Origin of the sequence: Pontiella desulfatans (assembly GCF_900890425.1) — a bacterium.
Taxonomy (GTDB): domain Bacteria; phylum Verrucomicrobiota; class Kiritimatiellia; order Kiritimatiellales; family Pontiellaceae; genus Pontiella; species Pontiella desulfatans.
Window position 1 is genome coordinate 1,064,300 of sequence record NZ_CAAHFG010000003.1, and the last position, 20,856, is coordinate 1,085,155.

The window sequence follows — 20,856 nt, forward strand, 5'->3', positions numbered from 1 at the left end:
GGGGGGCTCTATGATTGAAAAGAGCGTGTTTGCTGGATGGATTGCGGGCCTTTGCTGTGCCGCTTCCGTAGCGGAGCCGTTACCGAACTTTGTGGTGATTTTTACCGACGACCAGGGGTATCAGGATGTGGGTTGCTTTGGATCACCTGATATTCAGACACCAAATCTGGATCAGATGGCATCCGAAGGGATTCGCTTTACCGATTTTTATGTCGGAGCATCCGTATGCACACCCTCGCGTGCGGCACTCTTAACCGGTCGTTATCCTGCTCGCTACGGCATGGAAAAAGGGGTTTTATTCCCGAAAGATAAAAAGGGCCTGCCCCCGGCGGAAAAGACCATTGCTGAGGTGTTGAATCAGAAGGACTACGCAACAGCCTGTATCGGAAAATGGCATCTCGGCCATCTGGATCGTTTTTTGCCGACCGCGCAGGGGTTTGATGAATATTACGGCATTCCCTACAGCAATGACATGTGGTTGGCACCCGAGCTGAAGGTGGCTGATTCGTTGACGCTGACGCACGGGATGACCCGGGAAAAGATGGAGCAACTGCGGGGTGACCGCAAGGGCGGCAAACAGATGGTGCCCCTGATGCGCGATAACCGTGTCGTAGAATTTCCGGCTGAGCAGACCACGTTGACCCGTCGATACACTGAGGAGGCTGTACGCTTTATCGAGGCAAACCGAAATAAGCCCTTTTTCCTCTATATGACGCCGGCGATGCCGCATGTTCCGCTCTTTGCCTCTGAGACCTTTAAGGGACGCAGCAAGGCCGGGCTTTACGGGGATACGATTGAAGAGATTGATTGGGCCGTCGGTGAGGTGCTGAACTGTCTCAAGCGAAACGGGCTGGATGAAAATACGTTTGTGGTGTTTACCTCAGACAACGGCCCATGGCTGAAGATGAATGAGTTTGGCGGCTGTGCATTGCCCTTGCGTAACGGTAAGAGCACGACCTATGAGGGAGGGATGCGCGTTCCCTGCATCATGAAAATGACCGGAACACTCCCGGTCGGCCGGACCTGTTCGGCACCGGTCTCTACACTGGACCTGCTGCCTACCTTTGCGGCTATGGCCGGTATCAACGTAGAGCATACGGTGGACGGGGTTGATATCCTGCCGCTGATGTGCGCGGATGAGCAGGATGATAGGGAACGGGAAGCATTTCTCTATTATAATAAGTCCGGTCAGATTTCCGCTGTTCGGATGGGCGATTGGAAGCTCATTTTCGACAATCCGGCCTCCGGGGACTCAGGGTGGAAGGCGTCGCGTAAGAAGGCCGGGAAAGGAATGAAGCCGGAACTCTACAACCTGCGGGAAGATATCGGTGAGCAAAACAACCTAGCGGCAGCTCACCCGGAACGTGTCGAAGCTATGTTGGCCCGGGCTCGTCAGGAAGATCGTGACGTGCGCAGGAAGTGAGGATTGGTATGAAGAGAACGTTTATAAAAGGATGGTTGATTGCCGGTAGCTTGGTCGCGAGTGCGGTGCAGGCCTCTCAACGCCCGAATATAATCTTTATTTTCAGTGATGACCATACGCGGCAGGCGATTGGGGCCTATGGCGGGCCGTTGGCCAAGCTCAACCCGACCCCGAACATTGATCGGCTGTTTCATGAAGGTATGCGGTTTGATCATTTTTATGTGGAAAATTCGATCTGTGCTCCAAGCCGGGCCACATTGCTGACCGGGAAAATGAGCCATAAGCATGGAAAGATCGATAATTCCGGACCGTTCAACCACCGGCAGCAGACGTTCCCGAAATTGCTGCAGCAAGGGGGCTACCAGACGGCCATTTTCGGCAAAACTCATCTTGATGGTGACATCGAAGGTTTTGATCATTGGGAGGTGCTGCCCGGCCAGGGAAATTATTATCAGCCCGAGTTCATAACCTCGAGTGGTCGTATCGTGGAACAGGGGTATGTGGCTGATGTTATTACCCGCAAGTCGCTGGATTGGCTGAAGCAACGAGATGCAGATAAACCGTTCATGCTGATGATTCATCATAAGGGGACGCACCGGAACTGGTGTCCGGCCTTGCGTCATCTGAATGTATTTAAGGATGCTGATGTGCCACTGCCACAAAGCTTTAATGATGATTATTGCACGCGCACAACGGCGGCGCATGATCAGACACTGTCGATTCGTGACAACATGAAGTTGGATAATGACTTGAAAGTGCTCACCGATACGATTCGCAGGCAGCGTCAGAAAAAATATTCCAAACGGAAAAATCTCCCGAGTGGTGACAGCGGTTCCTATTTCCGGATGACACCGGAGCAGCAGAAGGCCTGGGATGCGGCCTATGAACCGGAAAATCAGGCGTTCCTAGCCAACAAACCGAATGGCGAAGCCTTGGCCGAATGGAAGTATCGGCGTTACCTGAAAGATTACCTGCGAACAGCCCTGAGTATTGATGAAAGTGTCGGGCAGGTACTCGATTATCTGAAGGCCAATGGTCTGGATGAAAACACAGTGGTCATGTATTCCTCGGACCAAGGCTTTTATCTCGGTGAACATGGATGGTTTGACAAGCGTTTTATGTATCAGGAATCGTTCAGCACTCCGATGCTGGCTCGCTGGCCGTCTAAGATTCGGGCCGGGACGGTAAATACAGACCTTTGCCAGAACATTGATTTTTCAGAAACCTTCCTCGACCTCGCCGGAGCGCAGATTCCTGAAGATATGCAGGGGCGAAGCCTGCTCCCTTTGTTCTCTGGAGAAACACCGAATGATTGGCGCTCTTCACTCTACTATCATTATTATGAATACCCCGGGCCACACAACGTCCGCCGACATGAAGGCATTTTCGATAAGCGATTTAAGCTGATCCGGTTCTACGGGAAGGATGTTCCGGGCGGTGAGGAGTGGGAATTCTATGACCTGAAGAACGATCCCGATGAACTTCTGAACATGTACGGAAATCCGGAATGTCAGGAACGGGTTGTACTGTTGAAGCAGGAACTGAACAGGTTGAAGACTTCGTATCAGATCGGTGTGCCGCCACCACAGATAAACCAATAAGTTTTAGAGGCGTTCGGCAACAAAACCATTTCACGGAGGCTCGGGACTTGGGGTTTCTCCTCCTCTTTTCCTCAGGGCTCGATGCCTCCGTGTTTTTACTTATTCACTTTTTTTTGATAAACAATCCCTTCGAAACATTTCAAAATTTTTACAAGGTGATTGGCGTTTGCCTCTATTACTAGGGGAGCAACAGGACAACTTGCATATTTTAAAACACGGGGTGTATTTTTTGCAGCAGCAACGGATCTGGAGCAAGGTGGTGTATCCAAAATGCAGCTTCGGATTGTGATGCGGCAGGTTCACAAAGAAGCACGTTCGTTGAAAATTTCAACATAGTTTTCTCAGCCATTCGGTTGCACCTGAATCCTTCATGTTTCAGATGGTTATATCCTTCGGCAATCGGGCCTTTTAGCCCGTTTGAAAAATCATCTCTAAGTAAGGGGAAATGGTTTTCCCGGTCAACTTAGCCCGAAGGATCCTGTCATGTTTTATGCAATACCGAACCTCTCCTCGTCCCGCACCGTAGAATGCACGCCTTGGGAGACAACGACCACAGCACCACCCAAGGCCCGTTGGAATAACCCGAGTGTGGAGCACACGTTCTACTCCGGCTATGAAGGTCTTGTTGCCGGGGCCCGGATCGATTCCAAAAACAACCCGGCGGTTATGCTCCATTGGATCGTTGCGGATTATGACGGTAACATTGACGAGCATATGCGCGATAGCGTCCTTGAGCGCTGCGTCGATTTCAGGCCGCAATACATCTGTCGCACGTTCTCCGGTGGAGCCCGTCTGCTCTGGAAACTCGAATTTCCGTTGCCGTTGCATAACAACGAGCTGTCCAAAAAGCTCATGCGGTACATCAGAAAGAAACTCCGGCTTTCAAAGCTGCTGGTTGGACTCGATGCCGAGGCCCTGGAAGATCCCTGTAAGTATTATGAGGCTGGTACCGACTGGGAAAAGTTGTCAGATGACGAAATCCCTTCCGCATTCATGATGCAGTGGGCCATTGAATCTACCCATAATTATGCCTGGCCCAAACTGGGGCCGGTCATTCCGATGGATGTGCTTGAGGAAGAGGTGCATCGTCAGTATCCCGGTCGCTGGAAGGGGCTGTTTGATTTTGGCGCACGTAGTACACGTTTTTGGGATCCCGATGCAGACAACGAGACCGCGGCCATCGTGCGCGAGTCGGGGATGCAGTGTTTCACCGGCGGGCAGGCCTTTGTTCCGTGGGCATCGATTCTGGGGAGAAAATTTGTCAAACAGTTCGTGGCTGACCGGATCGGGGGTAGCATTGCGTACATTTATTTTGATGGACGCGAGTGCTGGATGCAGCTTCCCGATGGCAACTGGGAATCCTATTGCAAATCCGATATGGCCATGATCCTCAAGGTCGACCGTGGCCTGCGCGGCAGTCCCGCTCGCGGGGAAAATTACAGCGAGGTGGAGCAGGCACTTACGCGTATTATGCAGCACCAGCGCATCGCCTGCGCCGCTCCATTAGTTCACCGCCCCAAAGGCATCGTTATGATCGGTTCAGACCGAGTTCTCAACACCTCCACCATCAATGTCCTCCAACCCGCAGAGGTTGTAGCCGGGGGCGGTGTCCCCGGATCATCCGCACCGCAATGTACCGCCGGCGGCCCGCCGGCTACTGTAGCCGAGGGCCGTGACCTCGGATCGCCCCCTAATGCCCCGGCCCTAACGCCCAGTGCCTGCCCTTATCCCTGGCTGCACAACTTCTTCACCGGCTTCTTCGACCCACCCGAACAGCTCGACTATTTCTACGCCTGGCTGCAGCGCTGGTATCAATCAGCGCTCGACGGCCGTATGCTCCCCGGGCAGGCATCCTTCTTTGCCGGAGTTCCAAACACTGGAAAAACCCTGCTCTCCAATGTGATCCTGTCCCGCATCTTCGGCGGCCATATTGATGCCAGCTCATTCCTGTCCGGAGACGATAACTTCAATAGCCATCTCTTCACCAGTGCCGTTTGGGCGGTCGACGATGTCGTACCGCTTACGGATAACAAGTCCCATCTGAAGTTCTCTGCCCTCATCAAGAAGATGGCCGCCAATCGCACCTTTTCCGTGCGCGAGAAATACCGCGTCGACAAGTTGATCGAATGGAACGGCCGAGTGGTGGTGACGTGCAATACCGATCCCGAGTCGATCCGTATTCTGCCCGACGTCGACTTGTCCAATCGGGATAAAATCAATCTCTTCCGGGTTTCTGAACGCGACACCTTTACCTTCCCGCGCGATGTAGAATCGATCATCGCTACAGAGTTGCCGTTCTTTCTTCGTTGGCTGCTCGACTGGCAACCACCGGACGAAGTCATCGGCGATACGCGGTACGGAGTGCGAACGTACTGCGAGGATTCCCTGTTCGAAGCGGCACGTCATTCATCCAGCGCCTATTCATTTCTTGAGGTCCTGCTCAAGTTTTTCGAGGGGCAGGTGGAGGACATCTGGGAAGGTTCCGCCACAGATCTTTTGACAGCGATGCTTAACGACACCGACGGCCTTGCCGGCATCGCTTCCAAATACACCACCCGCCAGGTAGGGCGGGAACTCTCTAAACTCTTTTCTCAGGGGTATCCGATCACACAGCGGCGGCATGAGTTCAAGCGAGTGTGGTGCATCGATATCAAGAACCTTATGAACGGAGGTGAATCCAATGTTGTTCCATTCTAATCATGAGGTAGGGCAGTATAGCCACGGCAGACGCTGTAGGTTTGGTTCCCGACCGGGCGAAGCATTACACCGTTCTACTGACGTCCTGACGTCTGACATCATGCTGAAAAAAGTCTCTGGAACTCCCAGATCAGCAGGTTCACGACGTCAGCGCGGCTTTCAGCCCCCCTCTATATATCTTTTTATATTAATAGTGATAATGTCAGGAATGTCAGAACGCCCTGTTTGCAGGGGTTTCCTGCCTGACATCATTCCTGACGTTTCGGTTTTCATGGTTTTACGTCAGGCCGTGAGCCGCACCGCTCCCGCATTACGTCAGTTCCAGCTGACATAACATTCAACACAGGAGATCATCATGAAATACACCGATACCCAAACCACTGTTGGGTTATTATCCAGCGCCTGTTCCCCCATCCCGGCGGGGGCTCTCTTGCCCGCTGATCTGCTAACTGAATTGATCAAGGGAATATTCATGCTCGATCCGGAGTTGCGGGATGTGGTCGGACTACGTTTTCTCGGCGCCACCTACCGTGAGATCGGAGAGCAACTCGGCATATCCACCCAGCTCGCCGAGATGCGACATAAACGCGCACTACGCGATTGGCCAGCACTGCGACCCCTTTTCCCCGAGAAGATAGTTAAGCGTGCTCGACGTAAATCCCAATAAAATAGCAGCTATGCAGCAAACGCGCTCAGAACCTACTGCGCAGAACGCTGTCACGTTTCCAGCTTACCTATGCCGCAGCGCCAGGCGCCCTTTGCTCCTTCCGGTCCTCCAGGGCTGCGGAGCACGCACCTACGGTTTGCCGCCCCGCACCCCTTGCGGCCCGTCATCCACAAAGTTCACCTCGCGCTGCTTCGCGTTACCCCCCAAGCCCCCCGCAACGGGGGGGATGTGCTCCGCGCTTAGAGCCAAAGAAGAAATTGTTCATCCAGCTTCACTCGTCGACCCGTCCACTCCCAGCGCCGCCAAGTGGAGGGACGGGTTCCATCCCGTCCTTGGTTCGGTCGTTATAGTGGGGGATCTATGTTCCCGCGAAGGCGCTGTCCGTTTCCGGTCTCCTCAATCAGCCTCCTTCACAAATTCTCCTTTGTCAGCGCTGTATCGGTGTCGGCTATTACCGCCACGGCGCACTTCAGCCGCCTTTGCGTTCCACTCACCGGGCAGCCAAGGCTATCGCCAGCCTGCCCAGCCTTCGCCCTCCGGGGAGTTCCACGCAAATTCGGCTCAAGCGCTTCAGCTGCACTCCGGAAGCCCGGCTGATCCGAACGGCTCAAGGCGTTCCGGTCGCACGCTCCCTTCTCGCCTTCAGCCGCCCGGGCCGTTCTTCCTCCGGGGGCCTACGGCCTACCCTGCGGGGCTTGGCGCCTTCGGCCGCACCCCGTCGGCAGTTTCGCCGCTACGCTTAAGCAAAATTTGCCGGGCTGCTCCAGTCGGTCACGTTGCTCCCTCTCATTGTCCTGCGGCGGCGGACCCGCTCGCTTTCGGGCGCAGAATCCTTCGGACCACTCAAAGTCGCATAACCGCGGTTATGCGTTCGCGGTGCACATTTCGCTTTCTTGCACCCGGCTCGCTTAAACAGAACCCATTCTGTTAAGTCCGCCTTGCTGCTCATTTCATTCGGGGGTTCCGGCTGTGGCAAGGCTCGCGCACTCCCACTTGCCAAAGCCTTCATCGGATAACTTCCAATCTCTGGAAAAAGGGGCAGCCCCCGGCGGGCGCCCGCTTCCCCCTCGGCCTTCGGCCTCACCCCTTTGCCCCATAGCGGTCACAGCTTCGGCTTACGCCTAACCCGCGCCAGCCCCGGCCCCTTCCTCCAGGTCCTTTACGTAGCGCTATGGCGGTCGGGCGGGGCGGTCGTGGTCGCGTGGTTTCGGCTATCGCCTGCACCCACCGCATCCCCCTCCCGCCCGGCCATGGCGCGCCCATCTCGCAAGCTCGCTGGCCACGCCCAAGGCCCCCGCCCGGGAACCGGGGCACCTCGCGCTCGGGTTTTTTAATTATCGCGCTCCGGAACGGCCGCCCTGCGGCTACCCTGCGGGGCAAGTGGGACTTCCAGACATTGGAAACTTTGGTTTTCCAACCATTGGAACTTTTCCCAGGGAGAGGGATGATCTCGCGCTAAGACGCGAAGAACGGAGTGGGGCCCCAAGCGACGTTTCAATCCGTTTCAAAACTTCCAATCATTGGAACTTTTGCCCCGGAGGTTTCCAACCATTGGACACAAGCTTGCGCAGTGAGGCTTCCCGAAGGCGAAGCAACGACCAGCGGGAGTGGCACAAAAGGTTTCCCCCGGACCCCCTTCCAAAAAAAAAGTTTCCAATGCCTGGAAAATTTCGCCCGAGCGGCGCGAGGCCGAGCAGAGCGAAGCGAGCCGGCGGCGAAGCCAAACCGGATGGTTTCCCCCCGGAGGGACCCCCCTTCCAGCGCTGCGCGTGCGCTCCGCGCCCCTGCATTTCCCTGCACTTTGCAGGGATTCTACACCCCTTTGCCCCTGTTAATCCCTGTTATTAACAGTCGAATGAAACCGTCTGCAACATGCGGCGGTTAAGCAGCCATTTCGTCGAGAATCTTTTCAATCTTTCTGACCAGTTCCTTCTTTTTCATTGAACCGGCCTGAGCGATCAGTTCCTGTAATCGTGTTGTGTGGGATTTCTTCTTCGTTGTCCTGCCGGTCATCATTTCGGGCAGGGCGGTTTCCAGGGCTTCGCGGAAATCCTCGCGACCGGGGTGGAAGTAGTGCTTCAACACGATGTTGACGGTGGAGTGGCCGGTTACACGTCGTACGAGCTCCATCGGAACTCCGGCTGTCAGAGCCATGGTAATCCACGTTGTTCGTAACGAGTGGAAATCCTTGACGCTGGCCATGCGCTTCGTGTTCTGTCGCATAACATGCGTATCCGTGATTTCCGCATCTTTCAACGCCTGTTTGAATACTGCGGTTATTTTGTCGGCATCTTGTATGTAGATAGCCGCTGCTTCGGGAAAGACGTATTCTCCATTTTTGGGGCGCCGTTCCAGTTCCTTTCGCAACAACTGGAACAGGGGGATTTCGGCATACTCTCCGGTCTTTGATGTTTTGACATTGATAAAACCGTTCGCGAGATCCACGGCTTCCCATTTCAATAGGCAGCAATCACCCCGGCGCATGGCAGTGCACATGCCCGTTATGATTACAGGGCGTATGACTTTGTTGGCATGCTTCAGGATGGCGGCCAATTCTGCTTCAGAGAACGGTTTGCGATGGACCGTGTTCAGTGGCTGGTAGGGAATGCCGGCGAATGGGTTGGAGAGTATTCCCGCTTCGGTCGCAACCTGCTCGAACAGGCTCCTGACAACCGAAAGTTTGATGTTATGGCTGGCGCCTGAGTAGGGAATCTCCTTGAGATGCTTTACCCATGCGAGGGCCATTTTGCGGGTAACCTGTGAAAGGTATTTCACTTGCGGGTGGTTTTCCTGGATATATTCCCTGAACCTTCGGATGTTGGCTTTTTGAACAGCGGTCTGCTGTGCTGAACGTTTCCGTTTTGCGGGTAATAGTTCCCAGCGCTCCTCCATCTCGGTTAACTCGATCTGTTGGATACCTCCGCCGGATTTTATTTCATACAATTCCTTTAGGTGATGTTCCGCCGCCTTTTGGCTGACGGCTTCTTTCCTCAGCTCATCCAGTTTGAGCTGTGCACGCATCCGCGAGCGTTCAAACGCCGTATCTCCCGGTTGCTTCAATGAAGACGGAACGGTTCCCGCCACTTTGACCCCAAGGTTTACGCACTTTGATTTCCCTTCGACGGTGAAGCGGCCATACCACCACTTCGAACTCAATGAACCGTTTTTCTTTCTGGTGACTTCTACACCCATGACGATCTCCTGCTTAATGTTTCGATTTGCAATGCCCTCATACAAAGAGGGCGTTTCAAACCGGCAGACCCGAAGTTTCCCCCGAAGTCTGGTCCGGTGCAGGTAGATAAAGAAATGTTTCCTATTCGCAACATACTTTAGGTAAGTGCTTTACAGTAGATGTCTTGGTCGGATTCACCCCGTCATCCGTTTGAATTGCCATCCTGATCGTACCGATCCGAATGGAGAGTCATTTTTAGAAGGTTCGCATCGCTATCCAACCGGGCCGACCATTTTTTCTAACGGCGAACTCAATGCGAGTTCGCCTTTTTCATTTTTACGCGAGTTTTCCCCAGTAAATGCGGTATTCGCCACGTTCTCCTCCTTTTCAAAACCCCAGTACCTAATGTCTGTTGCTGCCTTTTTAGCAACATTTCTCCGCTCGCTCTCCGTTTCTCTGCGAGTTCGACCCCTGTTTTTTCGACTGGTAGGCTTTCTAGATGGAAAAGCGAACTTTTTGGGCTATATATAGCTTTTATATAGCCCATATAATGATTATATATGAGCTATATTAAAAGGGGCTATAGCTCATGAAATGGAATTGGGAACTGCCGGACTGGCCAAATTTTGAATATGATAAATCTGCGTTTGCGGCGATGGAGTCCAGGTTTCTGACTTCATCGGGTATTTTGTTGGGCTCTTACAAACACCTTGATGAGAGTGAGAAAACTGCACTCAAAATTGAGCTGATGAGCGAGGAAGCACTGAAGACGTCGGAGATAGAAGGGGAATACCTGAATAGGGAGAGTCTGCAATCCTCGATTCGGCATCAGTTTGGGCTGCCGACGGAGCATGGCCGGATTCCTCCGGCGGAGCAGGGCGTCGCGGAAATGACGGTCAATCTTTACGAAACCTGGAAGAAGGCGCTGTCTAACAAAGTTCTGTTTAAATGGCATTCCCTGCTTATGAGCGGCCGACGTGATATTGTTGATGCAGGCTGTTATCGGACATCCGGCGATCCAATGCAGGTGGTGTCCGGTCACGTTGGTAAACGTAAGGTGCATTTTGAGGCTCCGCCATCGGATCGGATGCAGCCGGAGATGAATGGTTTCATACAGTGGTTCAACCAAACTGCACCAAACGGTGAGCAGCCGTTGTCTGCCTTGATTCGGTCGGGTATCGCTCATCTCTATTTTGTGAGCATTCATCCGTTTGAAGACGGCAATGGCCGGGTTGGCCGCGCCATATCCGAGAAAGCCCTTTCGCAGAACCTAGGGCAGCCAACGTTGATCGCATTGGCACGAACTATCGAAGCCAAACGAAAAGATTACTATGCGGCGTTGGAGCGTGCGAATCGGAAGCTGGAAGTTACTGAGTGGCTTCATTATTTCGCTGAGACCATTTTGGAGGCGCAGGCTTACACGATCCGGTGCGTTGATTTTCTCATCGAGAAGGCTCGTTTCTTTGATCGCTTGGGTGATCAATTGAACGCCCGTCAGCATAAGGTTCTCGTTCGTATGTTTGCCGAGGGGTTGGAAGGGTTTAAAGGCGGCTTAAGTGCCGAAAACTACATCAGCATTGCCAAGACCTCCGCATCGACCGCGACACGTGATCTTAAGGATTTGGTGGAGAAGGGCGCGCTATCCCGCACCGGCGAACTCAAACACACCCGATATCATCTGAACATGCAGAGTTTCCAATCTTAACTATGGGTATGACGCCCAAGTTCGGCATCACACCTGTTGGCAAGCATGTCAACCCGGCTGGAATCATGAGTGGTCAAGTAATGTTGGCATGTTAAAGGAAAAAGCGCCGGAGGTAGTTCCCTGAGCCGGAGGTTATCGATTTTGCCAGTTTATTCTGGGCTCCGGCCAAGGAGAGGCGGGCTTCCACCTCCCCGGCAAGAAGGAATTTATTAGGCAGGGTGCCGAGAATGGTTTCAAGTTCCTTTGACTGACGTGACAGGACGACGGCTGCCGCGACGAAGAATACCTCCTCCATCTGAATATCTACGACCTACCTCATCTGGCAACGCGACGGGATCTCTGAGCCGCACTTCCGTGAACAACCTTTTTTTGTGGCTTGACGGCAGAGCGAGCGCAAATAAATGACACAGTGTATCCGTTCAGGTGTGACATTTTTTCACGCGCTATCTCGTTCGTTTTTTCAAGAAATGGCGATTTCATTTGGAAAAACAACCAATCCTCCGTTGGCACATTTTTTGATAATGGGCGGTTGAAGCCATTGGGCGCACTTCCGCGATGGGCGCGGGAGTGGAAACGAAAGGAATACAGATCATGTACTGGAACGATTCAAGATCATGGAGCCCGTTCGAAGAGCTTCGCGGCCTTCAACGGGAAATGAACCGTCTGTTCGACGGATACGATGGCGGGACTGCCATGTCCCGCTTCCCGGCACTCAACGTGTGGGGCAATGCCGACAGCGCCGTCGTCACGGCCGAGCTGCCTGGACTGGAAACGAAAGACCTCGACCTGAGCGTGGTCAACAACCAGCTCACGATCAAGGGCGAGCGCAAGGGCGACAAGCCGGCGGAGGATGCGGTCTGCCACCGTAGCGAGCGCGACACCGGTAAGTTCGTGCGCACCGTGCGCCTCCCCTTCGCGGTCGAGAACGACAAGGTGACCGCCAACTATGAAAACGGGGTGCTGACGGTGGTGATGCCTCGGCACGAGGCCACCAAACCCAAGCGCATTGAAATCAAAACATCCTAAGGAGGTATGCATCATGAAAGACAACAAGGAAAAAGCCCTCGAAAAGATGGATCGCAACGAACTTGAACCCACGCGAGACGCCAAGGTGTTTGTCCCCGCAACGGACATCTACGAAAAGGATGATGCCATCCTTGTCCGCTGCGACATGCCCGGCGTAGCGCAGGATCAGGTCGATATCCGGCTCGACAACACCGAGCTGGAAATCACCGGAACCCAGGCTGCCGCCAAGCCCGATGGGGTGGACCTGCTGACGGGGGAATACCAAACCGGCGTCTTCCGCCGCAAGTTCAACGTGCCGCAACTGATCGACCGCGACAAAATCCGCGCCCGGTTGCACAACGGGGTGCTCGATATCGAGCTGCCCAAGGCCGAACAGGCCAAGCCGCGCAAGATAGAAATCTCAACCGGAGGATAATGCAAGGAGGTGTGTTGATATGAAAGACAAGTTGGTTCCTTGGAAAAAGCGCGACGAACATCCGTTCGACTTGCTCCACCGGGAGATCAATGACCTGTTCGATGTCTACTACCACGGATTTGGAGGCCGTGCCCGTCGGTTCGCGGGGGATACCGGCTACGAAGTCTCGGAAACCGATGATGAAATCCGCGTCAAGGCCGAGCTTCCGGGGATGGAAGAGAAGGATATTGAAGTCACGATCGATGAAGAAGTCCTGACCATCCGCGGTGAACGCCAGGAACAGCACGAGGAAAAAAAGCGGAACTACCGGGTCTCTGAAATGAGCCACGGCAGTTTCTTCCGCTCCTTTCCGCTACGGGTGGCGATCGACCGCAACAAGGTCAAGGCCAAGTTCAAGCGCGGCGTGCTCACACTGACGTTGCCGAAGACGGAACAGGCCAAGACCGCGAGCAAGCGTATTCCCATCAGTACCGATTAACACATGGGACGGGCGGGGCTCGCACGCCCCGCCCTCGGATCAAACCATTGGAGATGAAGGACAATGACAATGCTGTTGGCAAGATTGGTTCACTATGGATTCGGCCTCTACAATCTGGGGTTGCTGGCCTATGTGCTCTGCACGTGGTTCGCGCATCCCGCGGCCGATGGCCTGCGGTCGTGGCTTTCCCGCTGGTACGAACCGCTCCTTGCACCGATCCGGCGGTGGATCCCCTCCCCGCAGTTCGGATGCACGGCCGTGGACTTGAGCCCACTTGTGCTCTATATCGGGTTGGGCTTGCTCAAGTCCGCCATCCTGTCGCTGTTGGTGCCGCCATTCTAGAAACAAGGTTGGAACGATGGCCGTGCCTCGCTTAATATTCCTCCCGGCACGCAGCCCGGCCGCAAGTTCCGGCTTTGCGGAAAGGGACTCAGCAAGCCCGGCGGCGGACGGGGCGATGTCTACGCGGTGGTGAAGATCGTCGTGCCCCGCAATCCATCCGCCGAGGAAAAGAAGCTCTACAAAAAGCTTGCCGATCTCGCCAATGAAAAGCGGAATTAGTTTTTCTTCAAAGCCACCTTGCGCGGCAGAAGCAGGCTGAAGGTGGCTCCTTCGCCGGGATTGCTTTCCACCTGCACGGTGCCGCCGTGCGCCTCGGCGATGGCGCGCACCATGCTCAGTCCCAGCCCGAGCCCCGGCGTGCCGCGGCTGGGTTCGGCGCGGTAGAGCCGGTTCCAGATCTTTTCCATATCCTCTTCGCCGATGCCGCACCCCTGGTCTGAAACCCGAAGCACCACGTCCTGTTCGGACGAGCTTCCGCCAAGGGTCACCGTGGTGTTGGGGCCGCTGTATTTCAGGGCGTTGTCGACGAGGTTGGCCAGGCATTGGCGCAACCGCATCCGGTCGGCTTCGACGGTCAGGTAGGTCGGCACCTCGTTGCGCAATGCAATGTTCCGTTCCTCCGCCACGATGGCGTAGAGTTCGGTCACTTCGTCCGCCAGCTCGCGCAGGGCGCAGGATTCCGGCGCGAGCGCCATGCCGCCCGACCGGGCTTCGGCCAGATCCATCAGGGCGTTGAGCAGCTGCAGGATGCGTTCGGATTCCTCCATGCAGTCGGCCAGCGCCTCGCGTTGCACCCGCAGGTCGGGTTCGGCCTGCAGGGCGTGTTCGGCCGAGTTGCGCAGGTGGGTCATCGGGGTGCGCAGATCGTGGGCGACATGGTCGAGGGCTTCGCGCGAGCCTTCCACCAGTTTTTCATTCTGGTCGAGCACCTTGTTGAAGAGGGCTCCCAAAACCGCCAATTCGCCGCGTTGCCTTTGTTCCGGGACGCGCCGCTTCTGGTCGCCGGTGTCCACGATATGCTCGGCGGTATCCACCAATGCGCGCAAGGGGGAGAGCGCGCTGCGCGAAATCAGCCAACCGCCCAGCAGACTGACCAGCAGGGCGGGAAGCAGAATGCGAAGTCCGGTGCGCCGCAGGTGCGCCATGACGACCCGGCCGGTCGCATTGCTATGGCCGACCTGCAAATAGAATCCTCCGCTGAGCGGCTGCGTCCCGACCATCCAACTGCCCTCGGCTTCTTCCTGGGCGAGCATGTCCCAGCGCGATTTGCCGTGGATGTCGCCGGCCTTCCGCATCTTCTGGTCGAGCAGGTTCCAAAGGGGGTGCGAGACGGTGATGAAGCGAACCTGGTTGTAGCGGTCGACGATGCGGACAAATACCGGTTCAGTCTGGGTGACCGGTTGGCTGAAATAGTTAGCCAGCGCCGGTTCTCCGCCGTGCCGGTAGAGCGTGCTGAATTTTTCAACCTGCGCCTGGATCACATCGCGATCACGTTGTTGCATAATGCGGTCGACCCGTTGGTAGATCACGGTGAAAAGCACGGTGAACGATACGGCGAGAAAGACGGTGTAGAGCAGTGCGAGCCGGAAGGCGAGGGGCGAACGGCGCGGTTTAGTCGGCCTTGAGGACATAGCCAACCCCCCGTACGGTCTGGATCATCTTTTGATCGAACTGCTTGTCGATCCGGTTGCGCAGGCGGCAGACCAGCACATCCACCACATTGGTCTGCGGGTCGAAGCTATAGTCGTAGACATGTTCCAGGATGGCGGTTTTGGTGACGACCCGCCCGGGGTTGCGCATGAGGTATTCGAGCAGGGCGAACTCGCGCGGCTGGAGTTCAATCGGTTCCCCGTCGCGCTCGGCCGTGCGGTCGGTCAGGTTGAGCCGGAGATCGCCGACCCGCAGGATCGTGGCCTGCGGAGTTCGCTGCGCCCGGCGCAACAGGGTTTGGATGCGTACCAGCAGCTCGGAAAAGGAAAAGGGTTTCACCATATAGTCGTCGCCCCCGGCCTGCAGGCCGCGGATGCGGTCGTCCACCGAGCGCTTGGCGCTGAGAATGATGACCGGGGTGTCGGTGCCTTCCGCACGCATGCGCTCGATCATGCCGAGCCCATCGAGCTTTGGCAGCATCAGGTCGGCCACGATGGCGTCGTATACATCCTGCCGGGTCATCGAAAGTCCCGCCTCGCCATCCTCCGCCACATCGGCGGCATAGCCCACCTCCCGGAATCCCTTTTCCAGAAAGGACGAAATCTTCGGATCGTCTTCGATAATCAACATTCGCATGGCTTGAGCTAATCGGGATGGCCGAGCCTTGTCAACCGGGAAAACATTACCGCGTTGTAATGTTTCCGAAAGGTTGCCGCAATGTTCACGGGGTTGCATGTCCGCAGCAAATGGAGAAACCAGGCAAGTCGCTTAAATGGATCGTGGAACCATGGGTCGTTCAGTTCCTGTGCGGGCTCCCGGACGGCAGCACGATGCCGCCTAGCCAAAATGTATTAACCAACAAGGAGAAGAGCATATGATCAAAGCTGTTGATTTGGTCAAGGACTTCGGGAAACGGCGCGCAGTCGATGGCGTGTCGTTCGAAGTCGAGAAGGGAACCGTGCTGGGTTTCCTGGGGCCGAACGGCGCCGGGAAGACCACCACGATCCGCATGGTGGCTGGATTCCTTCCGCCCACCGAAGGCAATGTGTTCGTCAAGGGCATCAATGTGGCCAGCGATCCCGTCGCCGCCCAGAAAAGCATCGGCTACATGCCCGAAACCACGCCGCTCTACGAGGACATGACCGTATCCGGTTTCCTACGCTTCCTCGCCGAGGTGCGCGGATTCAGCGGAACCGAGCGCAACAGCCGGGTCGAGCGCGCCATCGAACGCTGCTTCCTGCATCCGGTGCGCAACCAAACGATCGACACCCTGTCGAAGGGCTACCGGCAGCGCACCTGCCTTGCGCAGACGCTGCTGCACGATCCCGACATCCTGCTGCTCGATGAGCCGACCGAGGGGCTCGACCCCAACCAGAAACAGGTGGTGCGCGACATGATCAAGGAGATGGCTTCCGAGCGCGTCGTGATGCTTTCGACCCACGTGCTCGAGGAGGTCGAAGCCATTTGCACCCGCGCCATTATCATCAGCGCCGGAAAGGTCGTGGCCGACGATACCCCCGCCGCGCTCAAGGCGCGCAGTCCCAAATACAACGCCGTCACCCTCACCGCCGAAGGCGAGGGCATTGCCGACAAGCTCGGCAAGCTGCCGGGCGTCAAGGAAGTCCATGCGCTGGAGGATGGCAAGATTGTCGCGTTCCCCAAGGCCGGCAAGTCCATTGCCGCCGACGTGCTCGGAACCGCCCAGCAAAACCAATGGAAGGTTTCCGATATCAAGGTCGATGAAGGCCGGTTGGACGATGTCTTCCGCCAGATCACCAGCACCGAAGATTCCAAGAAAAAGGAGGTGGCCTGATGAACGAATCAACCTCCCATGTTCTCGCCATCGCCAAGCGTGAATGGCGCGCCTATTTCGACTCGCCGGTGGCCTATGTCTTCATCATCATTTTCCTGATGCTGGCCGGGTTCTTCACCTTCTCGCTTGCGCAATTCTTCGAGGCGGGGCAGGCGAGCCTGAACGGCTTCTTCACGTGGCATCCGTGGCTCTACATGATCCTCGTGCCCGCCGTGGCCATGCGCCTCTGGGCGGAGGAGCGGCGGTCGGGCACCATCGAGCTGCTCTTCACGGTATCCGTCACGCCGCTGCAGGCGCTGCTCGGCAAGTTTGCCGCCGCGTGGCTCTTCATGCTGTTGGCGCTGACACTCACCTTGCCGGTTCCGATGACCGCCGCCTACCTCGGCTCGCCCGACATGGGTTCCATTGTTTCCGGCTACATCGGCAGCGGCCTGTTGGCCGGTGCCTATGTCGCCGCCGGCATGTTCACTTCCGCCCTAACGCGCAACCAGGTGATCAGCTTCATCCTGGCCGTGGTGATTGGCCTGTTCCTGATCCTGGCAGGCTACCCGCCGGTGACTGATCTCCTGGCGCGTTGGGCACCCATGTGGCTGGTCGACGGCGTCGCCTCGTTCAGCTTCATGCCGCACTACGAAGCCTTGCAACGCGGGGTCATCGACCTGCGCGACCTCGTCTACTTTGCATCGGTGATGGTCTTCATGCTCTTCGCCACGCAGGTTGTTCTGAAAAACAAAGTCGGCAGGTAGGGGGTGGCCACGAAGGAACGCAAAGAAAACAAAGACCCTTCTTTTGCGGTCTCTGCGCTCTCTTGTGGCAAATAATTCCAGAAAGGATTTTAGACATGAACCAGATGAAAAAAATGACCGGCCTGGCGGGCGTGCTGCTTTTGCTGGGCATATTGATCGCCTTCAACGCGGTGCTGCGCCCGATACGGATGCGCGCCGACGTGACGGAGGACAAGCTCTACACGCTCTCCGAGGGAACCAAGCTGCTGCTGGGCGAGCTGGAGCGCGATGTGACGCTGAAGTTTTACTTTTCCAAGAGCAACGACCGCCTGCCGGTGCCGATGAAAAATTTTGCGGCGCGCGTGCGCGACCTGCTCAAGGAATACGAGTCGCGCTCCGGCGGCTACCTCGTGCTCGAGGAATACGACCCGAAGCCCGACTCCGACGAGGAAGAGTGGGCGCAACGCTACGGCCTGCAATCGCAGGCGCTCGATATGTTCGGTATGGGGGGCGGGCTCTATTTCGGCATCGTCGCCGTTTCCGGCAACCGCGAGGCGGCCATCCCGATGCTCGCGCAGAGCGCCGAGCCGCGGTTGGAATATTTGCTGACCCGCATGGTTTCCGAAGTGTCTACGGAAAAGTCCGCCAAGGTCGGAATCATGAGTGCGCTTCCGGTGAACGGTTCCATGCCGTCGAATCCCTACATGATGCAGCAGGCCGGCGGTTCGCGAAAGTGGGCGGTTGTTTCCGAAATCGAGCGGCAGTACGAGGTGGAGGGAATCGATATGACGGCCACCAACATTGCTTCGGACATCGATACGCTAATAGTCATCCACCCGGCGGACATCTCCGACGACGCGCTCTATGCCATCGACCAGTTCGTGCTGCGTGGCGGCCGTCTGCTGGCCTTCACCGACCCGATGAGCATCACCGCCCAGGAGAGCGCCAATCCGCAGCAGATGCAGATGGGTATGCCGCCCCCGCAAGGGGCATCCGATCTCAACCGCTTGACCTCCGCCTGGGGCATCGAAATGACGCCCGGTCAACTGGCGGCCGACGAGTCGGCGGCGAGCCTGCTCAATGCCGGCGGCGGACGTGCCCAGCGCAACGCCACCTGGCTGTCGTTGCGCACTGCGCACATCAACCGCGACGATATTGCCACCGGTTCCCTCAACGAAATGATGATGCCGTTCGCCGGGGCGTTCGCGGTGTCCGCCAGCAATGGGGTTGACGTGGCCGAACTCGTCTTTACCGCAGACGACGGCTTCACCGCCGGCACCATGGCCGCCCGCTCGGGACGCGTTGATATTCCGTCGGCCAAAAAGCGCGTGCCGCTGGCGTTGCGGGTAACCGGCTCGTTCAAGACGGCGTTCCCGGATCGGGACGGCGGTCTCAAGCAGGCCGAAAAGCCCGGTGTTGTGATTCTCGTTTCGGATGTCGATATGCTGGCCGACCGCATTGCGACCGACAGCATGAACTTCATGGGGCAGACCATTGTGCAACCGCGCAACGACAACCTGACGTTCGCCGTCAACATGGTTGAACAGCTGTGCGGCAGCGAGGCGCTCATCGGCCTGCGCAGCCGTAATTCGTTCGACCGGCCGTTCGACCGGGTGATCCAAATGGAAAAGGAGGCCGCCTTCAAATGGCAGGCCGAGGAGCAGCGGCTGAATGCCGAGCTGCAAGCCACGCAGGCCAAGCTGTCGCAGCTCCAGCAGACGCGCGACGACGGCCAGCAAATGTTCCTCAGCCCGGAGCAGGAGGCCGAGCTCAAGAAGTTCCGCGAACAGGTTTTCCAGACCCAGCAGTCGCTTAAGGAGGTGCGCAAGAACCTGCGGCGCGATATCGAAATGCTGGGTGTGCGCCTGAAGGCCATGAACATTGTCGGCATCCCGATCCTCGTCGCCATCTTTGGCATTGCACGCGGACTCTGGCTCAAGAAAACGAGGTAAATGAAGAATGTAGATTTCAGAATGTAGAATGATGGAACTCAGGCGGCGTTGGCCTTTCCAACAGAAGCTGTCGCAGACCAACCATTCTTCATTCTTCATTCTGAAATCTTAATTAGGAGAGTTTGATCATGACTTCAAAGAAACTAATCGGAATGGTGATTGCGCTGGCGGTGCTGGCGGGGATTGCCCTCATGCAGAACAAGGGCGGAAACAAGCACCGGGCGGACATGGATAAAACCGCGGCAACCCTATTGCAGGGTCTGGATCTCAACACCGTTGACGGCGTTGCCATCGCGGAGGGATCGGACTCGGTGGAGTTGGTGAAGCAGGACGGGAAGTGGGTGGTTGGCTCGTTGTTCAACTATCCCGCCGACTTCAAGAAGCTGGCCGATGCCCTGCGTGCGGCCTCGGAAGTGACGATGGGCAGCCCGGTTCGCTCGGCGAATGTGGATGCCGCAGAGTTCGGGCTGGATAAGGCCAAGTCGATTGTGCTGAAGACCGGCGGCAACGACGCGGTCAAGCTGGCAGTCGGCGCGCGTCGGGAGGCCTCCAATACGGCAGGCTGGGCGAACCAGCACTTTGTCCAGAAGGGCGGGGCGGACGATATTTATCTGGTCGACTACGACTTCCGTCCATTCACAGAGGAATCCGACGACTGGATCGATACCGAGCTGATCAACGTTTCCTCGTCCGACATCGTTTCCGTCAAGGCGGGCGATATGGAGCTGAATTCGGTGAGCAACACGTGGACGCTCGCCGACCTCGACGAGGAGACCGAGGAATTCCAATCCTCCGAGGCCAACAAGCTGCGCATGGCGCTGCAATACCTCAACTGCACGACCGTCGCCGATCCGGCAATGACGGACGCCGATCTCGGATTCACCAACGCCGTCGCCTATACCGCCTCGACGACCAACAAGTCCTATACGGTCACGTTGGGCGGCGAAGCCGACAACGGCCGCTACCTCCGTCTCTCCGGCGATGTGCCCGAAAAGGTCAACGGCTGGACATACGTAGTGAGCACCTACGAGGCCAACGATTTCCTCCTCACCCGCGACAAGCTCGTCAAAGCCAAGGAGCCGGAAGAGGAGGAGGCGAACTAGTTTTTGGTGCGGCGGGAAACGAAGTGCCCCGCCGCTGTAGGAGCGGTGTCGACTTTCGGTTGCCCCCGCACTCCAAGGCCTTTTTGT

The 20,856-nt window shown here is 56.5% G+C and carries 17 protein-coding genes and 1 pseudogene; 14 read left to right on the top strand and 4 right to left on the bottom strand.

What is annotated here, in order from left to right; all coding sequences use genetic code 11:
• Window positions 1–10 precede the first annotated feature (10 nt).
• The 4 genes from E9954_RS24875 to E9954_RS24890 all read left to right on the top strand — a co-directional run bounded on the left by E9954_RS24875 (window position 11) and on the right by E9954_RS24890 (window position 6,388).
• Window positions 11–1,423 (top strand): sulfatase family protein, encoded by a 1,413-nt coding sequence (locus E9954_RS24875; RefSeq protein WP_136081967.1) that lies wholly within the window; start codon window positions 11–13, stop codon window positions 1,421–1,423.
• 8 nt (window positions 1,424–1,431) lie between these two features.
• Window positions 1,432–3,024, top strand: coding sequence for a sulfatase family protein (locus tag E9954_RS24880; protein WP_136081968.1), 1,593 nt, complete (start codon window positions 1,432–1,434; stop codon window positions 3,022–3,024).
• Window positions 3,025–3,507: 483 nt separating this feature from the next.
• Window positions 3,508–5,721: a primase-helicase family protein gene (locus tag E9954_RS24885; protein ID WP_136081969.1), complete on the top strand. Its 2,214-nt coding sequence runs from the start codon at window positions 3,508–3,510 to the stop codon at window positions 5,719–5,721.
• Between the two features lie 355 nt (window positions 5,722–6,076).
• Entirely contained in the window at window positions 6,077–6,388 is a 312-nt protein-coding gene (locus E9954_RS24890) for an RNA polymerase sigma factor (protein WP_136081970.1), read from the top strand.
• 1,881 nt (window positions 6,389–8,269) lie between these two features.
• On the opposite strand, the gene E9954_RS24895 is transcribed toward E9954_RS24890, so the two are convergent.
• Window positions 8,270–9,580 carry a tyrosine-type recombinase/integrase gene (locus E9954_RS24895; protein ID WP_136081971.1) on the bottom strand — a complete coding sequence of 437 codons (1,311 nt, stop codon included), beginning with the start codon at window positions 9,578–9,580 and terminating at the stop codon, window positions 8,270–8,272.
• A gap of 569 nt (window positions 9,581–10,149) precedes the next feature.
• On the opposite strand from E9954_RS24895, the gene E9954_RS24900 reads away from it, so the two are divergent.
• The gene (locus E9954_RS24900) at window positions 10,150–11,265 is read left to right on the top strand and encodes a Fic family protein (protein ID WP_136081972.1); all 1,116 of its coding nucleotides are present in this window, start codon (window positions 10,150–10,152) and stop codon (window positions 11,263–11,265) included.
• A 91-nt stretch (window positions 11,266–11,356) separates the two neighbouring features.
• Here E9954_RS24900 and E9954_RS24905 read toward each other — a convergent pair whose 3' ends face one another.
• The gene (locus E9954_RS24905; protein ID WP_136081973.1) at window positions 11,357–11,560 is read right to left on the bottom strand and encodes a type II toxin-antitoxin system HipA family toxin; all 204 of its coding nucleotides are present in this window, start codon (window positions 11,558–11,560) and stop codon (window positions 11,357–11,359) included.
• A 296-nt stretch (window positions 11,561–11,856) separates the two neighbouring features.
• Between E9954_RS24905 and E9954_RS24910 the strand changes: the two genes are divergently transcribed.
• The 5 genes and pseudogenes from E9954_RS24910 to E9954_RS33720 form a co-directional block, all read left to right on the top strand.
• Window positions 11,857–12,291, top strand: coding sequence for an Hsp20/alpha crystallin family protein (locus E9954_RS24910; protein ID WP_136081974.1), 435 nt, complete (start codon window positions 11,857–11,859; stop codon window positions 12,289–12,291).
• A 13-nt stretch (window positions 12,292–12,304) separates the two neighbouring features.
• Window positions 12,305–12,706 (top strand): Hsp20/alpha crystallin family protein, encoded by a 402-nt coding sequence (locus tag E9954_RS24915; protein WP_136081975.1) that lies wholly within the window; start codon window positions 12,305–12,307, stop codon window positions 12,704–12,706.
• A gap of 19 nt (window positions 12,707–12,725) precedes the next feature.
• Complete coding sequence (locus E9954_RS24920) at window positions 12,726–13,184, top strand: Hsp20/alpha crystallin family protein (protein WP_136081976.1); 459 nt, start codon at window positions 12,726–12,728, stop codon at window positions 13,182–13,184.
• Between the two features lie 63 nt (window positions 13,185–13,247).
• A complete protein-coding gene (locus tag E9954_RS24925; protein WP_136081977.1) occupies window positions 13,248–13,526 on the top strand; it encodes a YggT family protein in 279 nt (92 codons plus the stop codon).
• A gap of 27 nt (window positions 13,527–13,553) precedes the next feature.
• Window positions 13,554–13,745 (top strand): annotated as a pseudogene (locus E9954_RS33720) (DnaJ C-terminal domain-containing protein); the annotation flags it as partial.
• Here E9954_RS33720 and E9954_RS24930 read toward each other — a convergent pair.
• Together E9954_RS24930 and E9954_RS24935 are read right to left on the bottom strand one after the other, a co-directional pair.
• A complete protein-coding gene (locus E9954_RS24930; RefSeq protein WP_136081978.1) occupies window positions 13,742–15,157 on the bottom strand; it encodes a sensor histidine kinase in 1,416 nt (471 codons plus the stop codon). The pseudogene E9954_RS33720 and the gene E9954_RS24930 sit on opposite strands and share 4 nt — an antisense overlap.
• Complete coding sequence (locus tag E9954_RS24935; RefSeq protein ID WP_136081979.1) at window positions 15,138–15,812, bottom strand: winged helix-turn-helix domain-containing protein; 675 nt, start codon at window positions 15,810–15,812, stop codon at window positions 15,138–15,140. The genes E9954_RS24930 and E9954_RS24935 overlap by 20 nt, the downstream gene beginning before the upstream one ends.
• A 238-nt stretch (window positions 15,813–16,050) precedes the next feature.
• On the opposite strand from E9954_RS24935, the gene E9954_RS24940 reads away from it, so the two are divergent.
• From E9954_RS24940 to E9954_RS24955, 4 genes are all read left to right on the top strand, one after another.
• Window positions 16,051–16,989, top strand: coding sequence for an ABC transporter ATP-binding protein (locus E9954_RS24940; RefSeq protein ID WP_136081980.1), 939 nt, complete (start codon window positions 16,051–16,053; stop codon window positions 16,987–16,989).
• Window positions 16,989–17,735, top strand: a complete 747-nt coding sequence (locus tag E9954_RS24945) for an ABC transporter permease (RefSeq protein WP_136081981.1) — start codon at window positions 16,989–16,991, stop codon at window positions 17,733–17,735. The genes E9954_RS24940 and E9954_RS24945 overlap by 1 nt, the downstream gene beginning before the upstream one ends.
• A 95-nt stretch (window positions 17,736–17,830) precedes the next feature.
• Window positions 17,831–19,666 (top strand): GldG family protein, encoded by a 1,836-nt coding sequence (locus E9954_RS24950; RefSeq protein ID WP_136081982.1) that lies wholly within the window; start codon window positions 17,831–17,833, stop codon window positions 19,664–19,666.
• 128 nt (window positions 19,667–19,794) lie between these two features.
• The gene (locus tag E9954_RS24955; protein WP_136081983.1) at window positions 19,795–20,769 is read left to right on the top strand and encodes a DUF4340 domain-containing protein; all 975 of its coding nucleotides are present in this window, start codon (window positions 19,795–19,797) and stop codon (window positions 20,767–20,769) included.
• Window positions 20,770–20,856: the final 87 nt, after the last annotated feature.